The 13,960-nt window shown below is 40.8% G+C and carries 13 protein-coding genes; 10 read left to right on the forward strand and 3 right to left on the reverse strand.

Annotated elements, in window-relative coordinates:
• Window positions 1–385: 385 nt before the first annotated feature.
• The 4 genes from accC to H6G76_RS02770 all read left to right on the forward strand — a co-directional run bounded on the left by accC (window position 386) and on the right by H6G76_RS02770 (window position 3,898).
• Window positions 386–1,729, forward strand: coding sequence for an acetyl-CoA carboxylase biotin carboxylase subunit (gene accC, locus H6G76_RS02755; protein ID WP_190695072.1), 1,344 nt, complete (start codon window positions 386–388; stop codon window positions 1,727–1,729).
• A 672-nt stretch (window positions 1,730–2,401) separates the two neighbouring features.
• A complete protein-coding gene (locus tag H6G76_RS02760) occupies window positions 2,402–3,097 on the forward strand; it encodes an SDR family oxidoreductase (RefSeq protein WP_190695074.1) in 696 nt (231 codons plus the stop codon).
• Window positions 3,098–3,384: 287 nt separating this feature from the next.
• Window positions 3,385–3,660 (forward strand): BrnT family toxin, encoded by a 276-nt coding sequence (locus tag H6G76_RS02765; protein WP_190695076.1) that lies wholly within the window; start codon window positions 3,385–3,387, stop codon window positions 3,658–3,660.
• Entirely contained in the window at window positions 3,623–3,898 is a 276-nt protein-coding gene (locus H6G76_RS02770; RefSeq protein WP_190695078.1) for a BrnA antitoxin family protein, read from the forward strand. The genes H6G76_RS02765 and H6G76_RS02770 overlap by 38 nt, the downstream gene beginning before the upstream one ends.
• A gap of 263 nt (window positions 3,899–4,161) precedes the next feature.
• Here the strand turns inward: H6G76_RS02770 and H6G76_RS02775 are convergent, their stop codons facing one another.
• Window positions 4,162–4,455, reverse strand: coding sequence for a YggT family protein (locus H6G76_RS02775; protein ID WP_190695080.1), 294 nt, complete (start codon window positions 4,453–4,455; stop codon window positions 4,162–4,164).
• Between the two features lie 324 nt (window positions 4,456–4,779).
• Here H6G76_RS02775 and psbX point away from each other — a divergent pair, with 324 nt between their 5' ends.
• The 4 genes from psbX (at window position 4,780) to H6G76_RS02795 (ending at window position 7,275) form a co-directional block, all read left to right on the forward strand.
• Window positions 4,780–4,899, forward strand: coding sequence for a photosystem II reaction center X protein (gene psbX / locus H6G76_RS02780; protein WP_190685664.1), 120 nt, complete (start codon window positions 4,780–4,782; stop codon window positions 4,897–4,899).
• Between the two features lie 255 nt (window positions 4,900–5,154).
• Window positions 5,155–6,066 carry a Ycf66 family protein gene (locus H6G76_RS02785; protein ID WP_190695081.1) on the forward strand — a complete coding sequence of 304 codons (912 nt, stop codon included), beginning with the start codon at window positions 5,155–5,157 and terminating at the stop codon, window positions 6,064–6,066.
• 51 nt (window positions 6,067–6,117) lie between these two features.
• On the forward strand, window positions 6,118–6,681 hold the full coding sequence (locus tag H6G76_RS02790) for a PD40 domain-containing protein (protein WP_190695083.1): 564 nt from the start codon (window positions 6,118–6,120) through the stop codon (window positions 6,679–6,681).
• 66 nt (window positions 6,682–6,747) lie between these two features.
• Window positions 6,748–7,275, forward strand: a complete 528-nt coding sequence (locus H6G76_RS02795) for a PD40 domain-containing protein (protein ID WP_190695085.1) — start codon at window positions 6,748–6,750, stop codon at window positions 7,273–7,275.
• A 37-nt stretch (window positions 7,276–7,312) separates the two neighbouring features.
• Here the strand turns inward: H6G76_RS02795 and H6G76_RS02800 are convergent, their stop codons facing one another.
• Window positions 7,313–8,320, reverse strand: a complete 1,008-nt coding sequence (locus H6G76_RS02800) for a succinate dehydrogenase/fumarate reductase iron-sulfur subunit (protein ID WP_190695087.1) — start codon at window positions 8,318–8,320, stop codon at window positions 7,313–7,315.
• 1,418 nt (window positions 8,321–9,738) lie between these two features.
• On the opposite strand from H6G76_RS02800, the gene H6G76_RS02805 reads away from it, so the two are divergent.
• Together H6G76_RS02805 and H6G76_RS02810 are read left to right on the forward strand one after the other, a co-directional pair.
• The gene (locus H6G76_RS02805) at window positions 9,739–10,173 is read left to right on the forward strand and encodes an AbrB family transcriptional regulator (protein WP_190695089.1); all 435 of its coding nucleotides are present in this window, start codon (window positions 9,739–9,741) and stop codon (window positions 10,171–10,173) included.
• A gap of 183 nt (window positions 10,174–10,356) precedes the next feature.
• Window positions 10,357–11,226, forward strand: a complete 870-nt coding sequence (locus H6G76_RS02810; protein WP_397333636.1) for a lysostaphin resistance A-like protein — start codon at window positions 10,357–10,359, stop codon at window positions 11,224–11,226.
• Here H6G76_RS02810 and H6G76_RS02815 read toward each other — a convergent pair.
• Window positions 11,219–13,933, reverse strand: coding sequence for an HD family phosphohydrolase (locus tag H6G76_RS02815; RefSeq protein WP_190695093.1), 2,715 nt, complete (start codon window positions 13,931–13,933; stop codon window positions 11,219–11,221). The two genes, H6G76_RS02810 and H6G76_RS02815, sit on opposite strands and share 8 nt — an antisense overlap.
• Window positions 13,934–13,960: the final 27 nt, after the last annotated feature.

A 13,960-nucleotide genomic window follows, 5' to 3' on the forward strand; every position in this document is an offset into this window, starting at 1 on the left:
CATAACAAAGTGATTATAGTAAGGTAATATCTAATTTTGCAAAATTTACCAAAAATTTAGATGAACATATTCACAAATTTCCCGAAGGTGGATATCAGACTAACAGAAATGTAATAGCGCACAAGTGATATTTAAAAGGGTATAGCTACTACTCAGATGCTCTGCGCTTAATCAGCCTAGTGCGGGAAACTAACCCAGACAGGCAAATGTGATGTTGTTAGTCTAGTTAAGACCCGTAGAGGCTTACAGTTAAGAGCGTATATACAATGCTCAGGATGAGGTTTAGGGAAACTCGGATCTTAATTTGCAACCAAGTAAAAACTCTGTTGCAAATCAGATAAGAGAAAATGTCAATCTACGGGTACTAATATTTCGACGCTAGAAAATGAAGTTTGACAAAATATTAATTGCTAATCGGGGAGAAATTGCTCTTCGCATTCTCCGCGCCTGTGAAGAAATGGGAATTGCGACTGTTGCAGTTCACTCCACCGTTGACCGGAATGCTCTCCATGTTCAACTCGCTGATGAAGCCGTTTGCATTGGCGAATCTGCCAGCAGTAAAAGTTATTTAAATATTCCCAATATTATTGCTGCCGCTTTAACGCGCAATGCAACTGCCATTCATCCAGGTTATGGCTTTTTATCAGAAAATGCTAAGTTTGCCGAAATCTGTGCCGACCATCATATTGCTTTTATTGGCCCAACCCCTGAAGCTATAAGGTTGATGGGAGATAAATCCACAGCCAAAGAAACGATGCAAAAAGCTGGAGTGCCAACAGTACCAGGTAGTGATGGTTTGGTAGAGTCAGAACAAGAAGGATTGGCACTGGCTAAAGAAATTGGCTATCCAGTCATGATTAAAGCCACTGCTGGCGGTGGTGGACGCGGGATGCGTTTAGTACGTTCTGAAGATGAATTTGTAAAACTTTTCTTAGCTGCCCAAGGAGAAGCAGGCGCAGCCTTTGGTAATTCTGGCGTTTATATAGAAAAATTTATTGAACGTCCACGCCACATTGAATTTCAAATTTTGGCAGATAACTACGGCAATGTTATTCACTTAGGCGAAAGAGATTGTTCAATTCAACGTCGTAACCAGAAATTATTAGAAGAAGCCCCTAGTCCGGCTCTGGACTCTGATTTGCGGGAAAAAATGGGTGAATCTGCTGTTAAAGCTGCTCAATTTATTAACTTTACAGGGGCAGGAACAATTGAGTTTCTCTTAGATCGGTCTGGTAAATTCTACTTCATGGAAATGAACACCCGAATTCAAGTAGAGCATCCTGTAACCGAGATGATTACTGGCGTGGATTTAGTAGCTGAACAAATTCGGATTGCTCAAGGAGAAAGGCTAAAGCTGACTCAAGACCAAGTAGTTTTGCGTGGTCATGCTATAGAATGCCGAATTAACGCCGAAGATCCTGATCATGATTTTCGTCCTGCACCGGGACGGATTAGTGGTTATCTTCCTCCTGGTGGCCCTGGTGTGCGAATCGATTCCCACGTTTACACCGATTACCAGATTCCGCCCTACTATGATTCTTTAATTGGGAAGCTAATTGTTTGGGGGCCAGACCGCCCAACCGCCATCAACCGCATGAAGCGCGCCCTGCGGGAGTGTGCTATTACCGGGCTACCTACAACTATTGGGTTTCATCAAAAAATTATGGAAAACCCACAGTTTTTACAAGGTAACGTTTACACCAATTTCATTCAAGAGATGAAACTTTAGCAAATCAGGAAGTAGAAAGGTAAAGGGAAAGCGTAAAAGGCTGAGAGATATCCTATTTTCAGCTGAATACCTGTCCCTTTCCTGATCCTGAACTCAGGTTAATTTAAATTAATCGTAATTAAGCTGTTAGCCTCTCCAAAAGTTTAGGGAATACTGACTGGCAGGAAGCCTAAATCAATGTTGATTTTTGGGGTGAGGTTTACAAATGTCGCAAAAAAGTAAGCAAAGTATCGATGAAAGGTTTGAATCCCTCTTAAGATTGGCTCAAAAACAGAATTGAGAGTCTTGAGCAAGATTACTTACAAGAGAATGTCATAGAGGCAACATCAGAAGAACTATTTGAGCTTGAGAGTTTTTCCTCAAGAAAAGATATTCTTAAGAAGAAATTGTCAAAATATATTGAGATTAAAAATGAGATTGAGTTTTGCATTGCGCTGAGAAAGCAAGTAACTCAGGGATATAGTGACTATCTAAAATCGCAAGGTCAGCAGGTACATCACAGACCTTCATTAGGTAATCACGATTTAGATAGTATTCCTGATCCAAATCTCTGGGAGGAGTGAAGCTATACGTATCTGCTTCTCGCTTGATTACTTTCTGAAGCAATTTTAAGATTAAACTTTCAGGTATTACTAAGTTCGGTCTTTGCCTGAACTAACTGGGAGAGCAGTAATGTCATTTAAGACAATTCTTGTTGCTGGTGCAAGTCGTGGCATTGGGTTGGCTGTTGCCGAACATCTGGTATCCCAGTGCGATCGCCTACTAGCAGTATCCCGCACTCAGGCTCCTTTTGGAGAATGGCTTCAAGTGGACTTATCAGATATGGCAGGTGTGGAAACAGTAGAAACAGCGATCGCAGATGATTGCCTGGATGCGTTGTTATACATGGGAGGAACCTGGGAAACCCATGCGTTTACCAGCCAGTACCGCTTTGAAGATTGCTCTAATGCGGATATTGCTCAGGTAATTGCCGTGAATTTGGTGGCTCCAATTCTGCTGGTTAAAGCTTTATTACCTGCCCTAAGACGCTCAGAAAATCCGAAAATTATTTTTATGGGTGCGCTTTCTGGTCGAGATAATTTTCCAGGGAGAGAAGTTGCCAATAGTGCATCTAAGTTTGGCTTACGGGGTGTGGTGCATTCATTACGCGAAGAGTTGCGATCGCAGCAAATAAGTGTAACAGTGATTAATCCTGGTAATGTTGGCACACCCGAAGTTTTGGCTGATCTCGCAGCAGATAATCTCACAGGCGGTGAGGCAATTCCTTTAACAGATATTCTCAGCATTATTGATTGCATTCTCTCTTTATCACGAGCCACCTGCATTAAAGAGATTGATGTGCCTGCAATGTTAGGCAAGGGCGCTTGATAGGTATTAATTCCGCATAGCAGGGTAAGGTCGAGAGTCATTGGCAGTGGATTTGCCAATGTATTTTGTGCTTGATTGCGATCGCCCTTCCTATACGATTGATAATTAGGCGATAACTTCGTTAAGCTGCGCTAACGCATCATGCCCTATTGCCTAGCTAACTCGTGTCAGAGGTTGGGACAGTAGTTTGAAGTTACTTGCGGGGTAATCACAATCAAAATTACTTGGCATGGTGGCTGTAACGACAATTTGTAACTACAATTGATTATTGTAGCTGTCGTTCAGTTATGGAATATGAATGGGATGAAGCAAAACGTCTTGCTAATCTCCGTAAACACGGCATCGATTTTATCGATGTTCCAACCGTATTTGATGGCGATATCTTAACGGTTGAGGACAATCGTTACAGTTATGGAGAGCAGCGTTTTGTCACATTCGGTTTGTTGCAAGGGCGAGTCATTGCCGTTGTCCATACAGAACGTGAGGATTGCACCCGTATTATTTCTGCAAGAAAAGCGACGAAATATGAACAACGAACCTACTTCGAGCAACTCTCAAACTGATTGGCAACGATTGGATGCGATGAGCGATGAAGATATTGATTTATCAGATTGCCCAGAAATTACACCGGAAATGTTTGCGAAGGCAGTTGTACGACAGGGCTTACCTGCGACAAAAGCCAAGGCTCAAGTTACACTCCGCATCGATAGTGATGTATTGGAGTGGTTTAAGTCTCAAGGGCGAGGCTATCAGACGCAAATCAATAAATTGCTAAGAGCGTATATGGAGGCACATCAATAACAGGCGGGTTGATGTTGCATTTGACAACGAGGCTGTGGCAGCCTAACAACCCCAATGCACACCGACCGCCGAGAGGTTTTCTGCGGCGGGTGATTGGGAATGTTCGACATCTAAACTATCTGTAGATATGCAACTAGAGGGCTATTAGGCAGTAGCGATATCTGTTCCGCTCCTCTGTGTACAGAGAGCGATCGCCCTTACTATATGATTGACAATTAGGCGATAACTTCGTTAAGCTGCGCTAACGCATCATCCCCTATTCCTTAGCTAACATGAGACATCATGGTGATTAATCCTTGCTGACCTAAAAGAATTTCCCGCAACAAGCTGAAAATACCTACCCAAATAATTGGGGTAATATCCACCCCACCGATTGGTGGTACTAGCTTACGCAACGGAATTAAAAATGGCTCGGTGGGCCAAGCGATAAGATTAAAGGGCAACCGATTCAAATTTACTTGCGGATACCAAGTAAGAATAATGCGGAAAATAAATAGAAATGTCATCAACCCCAACAAAGGGCCAAGAATCCAAACAGCCAAGTTAACGCCAGTCATCAGTTTTAGCTACTATCTTTCAACAAAGAAAATTCTGAGACGAAAGTGAGAAAATTTTAAGCTTTGTAAAGCTTTCTCTATATATATCTTATTTCAAATGCCAGTTCTGAATAACACAGAAGCAATATTGCTGCTAAATATTAGGATATTTAAAGGTTTTAGCTAAAAAATATACGCCTAGTTTCAAGAAATACGGCGACAAAAATACTAGTCCCCAGTCTCTAGCCTCTAACCCCTAGCTTTACAGCTTATGTTCAGATACTTCTCAAGAAACTGCTACACCATTAGAATTATGATGAAGTATGTAAAAAAAGGTTGAGAACAATGACACCATCTTTAGCAAATTTTCTTTGGAGTCTGCTTTGGGGTACCTTGATTGTCGTTATCCCTGCTACCGTTGGCCTAATTTTCATTAGTCAAAAAGATAAAATTCAGCGTTCTTAATCTTTTGGTGGGTCATTTAGGCTCATACATCCATTGTCTGTCAGCTATGTACCTAATTGCATAACAGCAAACAACCCTCATAGTGAGGACAAGGTATACTTAGCTGACAGATATCAGTTTTTAGGCTGGTGATAAATAAACAGCTTCAGAAGTTATTTGCCAAAAGCTTGGAAGCTTAAATATATTGTGATTAATTAAAGTAGTGATTTTAATTGTGACTCGCTAACATAGATCGTGATATTGGGATAAAGAACAATGCTAAATTTTGGGCTGAACTCAGCCAGTGTTCTGGCTCAGGTCAATGTAGGGACGAACTCAGCCAGTATTATAGGAATTTTCTTGGCTGTGGCTGGGGCAGCACTGTATTTTATGCGGACTGTACGCCCAGAACTGTCACGAGATCAAGATATCTTTTTTGCTGCGGTCGGCTTACTCTGTGGTTTTATTCTTATTTTCCAAGGGTGGCGTTTAGACCCAATTCTGCAATTTGGTCAGTTGCTTTTGGTCGGGACAACGGTGTTTTTTGCGGTTGAAAGTATTCGTCTGCGGAGTATCGCTACCCAGCAAGCCAAGCGCAACACTCCAATTGTGGATAGAGAACGAGAGGTCAGCGATAACTATTCATATAAGAGACGCAGAGACTATGAGGCTGAAGTAGAAGACGAGTATGAGCCTCTGCCTTATGAAGAAGAAGAGCCTCCTGTACGCCCAAGAATTCGGGGTAGCAGAGATGAACGCTTATCTCGTGATGACTACAATGAGGAACAACCACCCCGCCGTTCAACTCGTCGCACTAGTAATGAACGGCCAGAAACAACCGATAAAAATCGTCGCCGCACTTCTGGGCGTTCAACCAGTCGTCCTACGGAAAGATATGAAGATGAAGAAAGTTGGGGTTCTTCTTCGACTAGGCCGGTTGACGATTGGGAAAGTTCCAGTGATGAGACAAGAAAACCTTCTCGTCGTGGCAGTAATGGCACGCCGCGTCCTGAAAGCCGTGAAGATGATGTTCCTCCCAGACCAAGAAAACGCCGTCCCCCAACTGAAACAACTTCTCGCCGAGACAGTATAGATGATGACGTAATTCCGGCTGATTATGTCCCATATAAACCGATTGGTTCTTCAGATGATGAATCGGATAATTCGACAAATTTTGATGATGTATAAAACTGTTGGGATAGATGTAAGCTAGAGGCGATGTAAAAAATAACAGTTGAGGTGAAAATTTTTCCGCCTACTTTTTGGCTCCAAAGACCGATTCATTGGAGCCTGGTTTTTAGTTTAACAAGCTTGCTTGTTTCCTGTAGTTCTAGTGATATTCCCTTTGGGCCTACTTCTCTCAATAGCCGCTACACAGAAGAACAACCGGCATTGAGTGGAAATGGGCGTTTTTTAGCATTTGTATCAAATCGTAACGGTAGTCACCAACTATTGGTGTACGACTTACAACAGCAAATATTCCTGAGGACACCTGGGTTAAATCGACCAGAGACGATCGCAGAAAGTCCCAGCTTGAGTTATACCGGGCGTTATATTGTTTATTTGACTAGCGATCAAGGTAGACCAGTAGTTGCTTTTTACGATCGCGCTACGCAACAATCACAAGTTTTAACGCCTGCCTATCGCGGTTGGGTGCGAAATCCTAGTATTAGTCCTGATGGACGTTATGTTGTGTTTGAAACTGCTAGCCGTGGTCAGTGGGATATTGAAGTTTTAGACCGTGGCCCCAATGTTGAATTAGATATTCCTAATGGTGCAACTGTAGATGCGCCGCCTAATTGATGAGGTAAGGGTGCTGGGGTGCAGAGGGGCAGGGGGGAATAACTATTGATTATTGACAATTGACCAATGACTAACCGCACTATTTTTATACCTATATTTGCTTGCTGTAGTTTGCTAACTGGTTGTTTTGGTTATCCCCGGTTGGTGAGTTATCCTTTCGATCCTGGGGGACGGAGTATTAATAGTTTGGCTTCAGAATTAAATCCCCAAACTTCTGGGAGATATATTGTGTTTACTAGCGATCGCCGGGGTAGCCAAGATGTATATATGTTTGATACCCTAACTCGCAATTTAGTTGATTTACCGGGTTTAAATGCTTTAGATGCGATCGCCTCTCACCCTAGTGTTTCTCAAGATGGACGTTATGTGGTGTTTGCTGCTAGTCGTCAGGGGCGATCGGCTATTTTTTTATATGACAGAGAAACTCGCCAATCAAGGAATTTGGCGAGTAATTTACAAGCAGAAGTTCGCAATCCTACTATTAGTACTGATGGTAGTAGGATAGCGTTTGAATCGAGCAATAACGGGCAATGGGATATTTTAGTTTATGACCGTTTTGGGCGACCTTTGAATATACCCCAAGACCCTAGATGAAATAAAGTATGAAGTCTGAAGTGTAAAGTCTGAAATTTTAGCCTTCTGACTTCTTTGTTTTTTGTACAGATTCGATGAGCGATCGCACTTGTTCTGTGCCTTCTGATGGTTCAAAAGACAAGGGGAATTTACCCCGAACAATCATTCGCAAGCCTAACGGTGCGATACCGAGTAATCCCCTGAGATCACGAAAGTAATTACCCACAACTTGTAAACCAAATTGGCGTTCATCAACCCAGCCGCCTTCTTTTACTAATTCAACCAAAACTTTGCGGTGACGAATTGAGCGAGAGGCAGTTTTTTCTTTATGGGTGAGAATTTCTTGTTTAATTTTGGTGATTTGTTCTAGGGGTGCAACTTCCATTGGGCAAACTGAATCGCAATATAAACAACGAGTACAACCCCACACTCCTTTAGTATCTTCGTTGTAATTTTCGAGGCGATTTTCTGTGTCACTATCACGCGAATCTGCAACCATGCGATAGGCTTTGGCTAAAGCATGGGGGCCGACAAAATCTGGATTCACTTCACGGGCATTACATTCTGAGTAGCAAGCACCGCACATAATACAATTACCAGTTTGATCGAGGAGCGATCGCTCTTGCGGTGTTTGTAAAAATTCTCGTTCTGGTACTTGTCTAGCGGCTGTACTTACATAAGGTGCTACTGCTTCTAAATTATTCCAAAAACTATTCATGTCTACTACTAAATCCTTCAACACGGGCATATTACCCAGAGGCGCAACCGTGATTTCTGGAATTGAATTTGCAGTGTTTGCTGAGGATTGTATTTTTTGTAATCTGGCGATTTCGCTGCCAACATTTTCTTTACAAGCTAAAGCAGAACGCCCATTGATTCGTATCGCGCAGCTGCCACAAATCGTATTGCGGCAATTTTTACGATATGCTAATGTCCCATCTTGCTCCCATTTAATTTTATTTAGACAGTCAAGAATGGTATTACCAGGTTCTACCTCTAGACTGTAACTTTGCCAAATAGGAGCAGAATTTTGTTGTTGCCGAATAACCTTAAAAATAACTTCCATTATCACCAACCAACATCTTAAAATTGCTTTATCAGCCAGATAAATCATGAGTAAAGGCTGATAAGTCCGAAAATTGGGCTATACTCTTGTTGCTCTTAATTCCCTGCCGTGTGTTAATAGGCTGATGAGTAAAGAGCTACTGATTCCTTTTTAAGGATAACCATTAAAATTTTAGTTGAATTAGCTTCTTGACCAAGATTTATGTTAAGCTCTGTGCTTTGATACTAAACAGGCGATCGCATCTGAGTGTTCAATTTACCTGTTTAAAAGTTCAAAACAAAAGGTCTTTCCCGGAGAGTGAGCTAAGTTAATTCCTTACATAGCGAAATTATTCTCACACAATATACCTCAAATGCTTAATAGATCTTTATAAGATATCAGCTACAGCCAGAAGCTACCTATTCAGAAATAGTTATAAATGATGGTTACTTATTTTCCTGATCTGGATGTGTTCAAGCTGATAATAAACTTCTAATGGTAGTTTTAAAGCACTTGACAGATGTGCAACATATTTATTCCCCCTAAAGACATATCCTCAAAATACTTGTCTGCTGATTGCCACGCAACAATAAACCCACAGGTGAAGCCTGACTGTATTTTTGTCTATGTTCAATCTCCAACATCAAAGAATGTTGCTGATTGCTCAAAACTGCTTATCTAAATTTAGATAAATTTTTATAAAAGTGATCCAGCAATACTTACACTAGCTAATAAAGCAGAAAGAAAATCCCTTACTGGTTTTTGCGTCCTTGAGCTAGATGATTTAGATAAAAATTTGCTGGCAATTTAAATTCAAAATTAAACAACTATTTTGCTATTATTAGTCCATGCTAGTATTTAATATACAATTACGAAGTAACTAAATCAGTCTTAATCGCCGTATAAGCGCGGTTCTGCTGCTTTGTTTTATCGTAATGTAGAGACAGAAATTTTGTGTCTCTACAACTGGGATACAAGGATGTATGTTCTCAGACCATATTCAAATACCATGCTGTCTTAAGCTTAAGAGGAAGAGTAGTTAAAGCCTACAACTCAAGAGTAATAAAGACAAGCACTGAAAGTGGAAAACCTGCAATTTCTTGGGTCTACTACATTATTGAGAGTAGAAACAACCTCATTTGTAAAGGTGGCTTAAAGTTACACCGCTACACTAGTGCCAAAAGAAAAAATAATTTTATTTTCGTTGGCAAATCATGGTTAAAAGTGCCTTAAAATCACCAAATTAAATACCTGTGACAATCCTGACCCTAATCTGTTGCAGGTAAGCAGAATATAGGCGCTTGTGGCTCCTCTATCAGCAGGAATTCATCTTTCACCCCAGTATTTTGAGCATCTTGGTGTAGATACTCAAAATTTAAATACTGGCATCAGAGGACTTAATTTATCAGTTTGGAGAGAGTAAGGAAAAATTGAGCGTAATGACTGAAACTGCAACCGCACCATTAACTGGAAAAGCGCTGCTTGCTAAAGTAAAAGAACTTTCTAATTTACCAAGAAGAGAAAGAGCAAAGCAGTGCGGCTATTACACTGTTACTAAGAATAATCAAGTACGTGTCAATCTCACTGATTTTTATGACGCGTTGCTATCGGCTAGGGGAATTCCCTTAAGTCCAGAAGCTCCTAAAGATGGCCGTGGACGCGAACCGACATATCGAGTTAGTGTTCATCAAAATGGTCAAATTGTGATTGGTGCAACTTACACCAAAGCAATGGGTTTAAAACCAGGAGATGAGTTTGAAATTAGGCTGGGATACAAGCATATTCATCTGATTCAACTAGGTGAAAGCGATAAAAAAGACATCTCCCCAGATGATGTTGATGAGATAGATGAAGATTTAGACGAAGAAGAGTAAATTCGTCATTGGTAGGGGAAAGTAGCAGGTAAAAGCTGTAATACTTATTCCTACCAAAAAAGTAAATAACTCTTTTAGGAATGCTGTACCAATAAAAAGATACGATTAGATAAGTGGCTAAAGCTACAAGTTTTAGTAGAGTCTTGACAAGAAACCTAAAATTTATTGTGCAAGCGGTCTAGCGTGTTTTTTTTATTTATTTGGAAAAATTTTATTCAGCCATCAGCCAACATCCCACTGTCATTTATGGAAAATGCATCAGTACCTGTTGTATTGATGGCTTTTTTTATTAGCTGGGTAGGATGTTGGATTCCCTTAGCAGCTATATCAGCTGTTTTTCTTCATTGGGAACCTAGCAAACCTTTACAACCAGAGCAAAAGTTACCTTTACTTGTTTCACTTTATTTATTAGCTCCCTTAGTACTTTGGGGAGTTATTTACTTATATAAACGGTCTTTTGCTAATTATGGCTTAATAGTTAATCTTTCTCTACTAAAAGGGTTAGGGCTGGGCTTTAGTGTGGGACTATTCAGCCTCAGCTTAATGTTTTTGGCGCAATTATGGTTGGGTTGGTGTAATTTTGAAAAGTCTAATCTCAAATTACTGCCATCTATCTTGCTGCCGATTTTATTAGTAGCTTTATTAGTCGGTGGTATAGAAGAGTTAGTTTTTCGTGGTTTTTTGTTAACTGAATTAGAACGGGATTATCCGCTTTGGTTAGCTGCGGTAATTTCTAGCTCTATTTTTGCTTTGTTGCATTTGGTTTGGGAACAGCAGGAAACTACACCACAAATACCTGGACTGTGGCTGATGGGCATGATGTTAGTTATGGCCAGGATTGCAGATAAGGGTAGTTTAGGTATTGCCTGGGGGCTTCACACAGCATTAGTATGGACGATCGCTAGTATAGATACAGCCCAACTGATAACTTACACAGGTAAAGTTTCAGTGTGGTACACAGGTAAGTACAATAAACCCCTAGCTGGCGTAGCAGGGATTATTTGCGTTGTCGGAACTGCATTAATTCTTTGGTGGATGTCACAGACTATTTAATCAGTTTCTCATTACTAGTCTTTAACTTAGGGTAAGCAATGCGTTTGTGATGGAATTGCTGCCAAACTTCTACAAAAATTTGAGCAATTTGTGACATTTCATCGCGTGTTAACCCTGAGTCTACAAGTTGATTGTCTTGCCATCTGGCACGGAGAATATTATTCAGTGTAGTTAAAGCTTGTTCAGGTGTGACATCTTTGAGCGATCGCAATGCGGCTTCACAAGCATCTGCTAACATGACAATTCCCGTTTCTCGTGATTGGGGAATTGGCCCATCATAACGGAAATCAGCTTCGTCTACTTTTAAATTGGGGTCTGCTTGGGCTTGCTGCTGTGCTTGGTGATAAAAATAAGCAATCAGCATTGTACCTTGATGTTCAGGAATAAACGCTTGAATTGCTTTTGGTAACAGGTGTTTGCGTGCCATCGCTAACCCTTCGCTGACGTGCTTTTTGATGATTTCTGCACTTTTCCAAGGGTCTTGAATTTCGGTTTCATGTTTATTTGGCCCGCCCATTTGATTTTCAATGAAACCTAGCGGATCATGCATCTTGCCAATGTCGTGGTAAAGAGTTCCAGCCCTGACTAGTTCGACATTGCATCCTAGTTGTTTAGCGGCCGCTTCAGCAAGGGTAGCCACAAATAATGTATGTTGGAAAGTTCCTGGGGTTTCGGTAGCCAGTCTTTTTAATAAAGGGCGATTAGGGTTCGCCAGTTCTGCTAACCGAATTGGAGTGACTAAATCAAACAGCTTTTCTAGATAGGGGCTGACACCCAAAGCTACGATACTCCAAGCTAAACCTGACAGAGTGAATAACCCGGCTTCTTGAAAAACTAAATACCAACTTGCACCAAATGCTGCCCCACTCAAGAGATTTAAAATCAAGTAAACACTGCCTTGAGTGGCAGCAATAGCTACACCTAATAGTGCTAGTTCTTCACGCGATCGCAGTCTTTGAGCTATACAACTAGCTAATATCCCGCCAGCTGCACCAGCTATTAGGGAGATCTTACTGATTTCTAAACTTATAGGTATAACCAAAAAGAGTAATCCGACTACAGTTGCACCCAAAGTTCGCCCGTAAAAACTTCCTAACAATAAACCAACGGCACTCCAACTAGTGTGAACGATACCCATTGCGATCGCTCCTGGTGTACTCAGTGCCAACAGCAATACCAAAAGATGATCACGTTGTCGCAACCCATACTTATTTCGCTTTTCTATCCAAATGAAAATTCCAATTGCGCCGGTAACTAAAACTGCTAACTTTCCTAACCCTTGCCAGTTATTTTCCCGACGAATTAGTTGATAGTGTTCCAACACCTCAAACTGCCAAGGAGTAATTTTTTGCTCTTTATAAACAATCACCTCACCTCGCTTAAGTGGCACTATTACTGGTAAAACTCCTTCTGCGGCTTGCTGTGCCTGCTGTCGGGTTTTTTCTTCATCTTTTTTTAAATTTGGTTCTAGGACTTTCAATAACAGCTTATTCGCCAAAGCTTCAGCATCATTTGGGATAGCAGCTTGCACGTGTAGATTCACTGCATTCTCTAAAACATCAGGCGGTAAGCCTTCTGGGATTCCTTGAGTCAGAATGCGCTCGGCTATTTGACGAACTGCTGTGTGCGTAGTTGTCCAATCATCATCAGATAAATCTAAAATCACAGTTTCTTTGTAAACTGTCTCTGGATTCTTATTTTCTAACTGGGAAAGTTGCGATTTAGCTTGAGAATATGCTTTGCGTACTTGAGATATTTGCTCTAATAACGAATTTAAGTTCTGCACAGAGGTACTCATACGGTAAGCGTCTAGCTCTGCTAACGCTTGCTTAAAGCTATTGTTTTCGGGTACTTCAACAAATTGCACTTCTTTAGATAACTTGGGCAGAATTAAATTGTCGGAATCCGTCGATAATCGTAATAAAGAAAGATATTGAGAAGTATAACTTTTTCTAAATTTTTCTTGCCCTGGTTTTTGTTGATCGGTACTAGTTTGCTTACCTTGTAAAAGCCCTAGTTTTTGTTTAATCGTATTCTCTAAACCTAGTAAGAGTGCTTGCCATTCTAAATCAGAACAAGCGCGCAAATACTGTTGGGTACTCACTGACAGAACTGAGATATCAAAAAAAGGAAAAGAGCCAATAGCATTCCGAATTTCGTTACCTTGAGCTATAATTTCCTGCAAATTTTGTTCAATTTTCTTAGTCGTGTTGGTATCGACCATTAATACTGTTACAGATTTTCCTCTAACAGCTTTACGTCGAGCTTCAGTTTGTTGTTTATCTTCAAGACTAGTAGAGTAAGGTGCTTTAAACGTCTGGGGTGAGGGAGTACTTATTTGTAATTCTGGTTGGTTATATAGCTTATGGCCTAGTAATCCTGTCAGAGATATTACGGCGATCGCAAACACAACTGAGGAACGTTTTTTGTGTATCCAGCCTAAAACGACTGTATTAATTCCACCATGAGTTTTAACCGATTTTGCCATTGATCTGGATACCGTTGCTCGTTTTTGGTGTTTGCTGTCATTAGTAATTTTTAACAAACACAGCCGTAAATTGCCGAGTATGTTATTTTCAGAGTTACCACGGCAGCTATAGCTATTTTGATTTTTCTTAGCCAGGAATTTTTCAGTTCGGCATACAATGTAACCTCGCCAGTAACTCAACTTCTGGGTTAAATTCTTAAACAAATGCTGCTTTTTCATCACCTGTGGTTGCTTACTTTGATAGCT

The organism is Nostoc sp. FACHB-152 (assembly GCF_014697475.1).
Taxonomy (GTDB): domain Bacteria; phylum Cyanobacteriota; class Cyanobacteriia; order Cyanobacteriales; family Nostocaceae; genus Nostoc_B.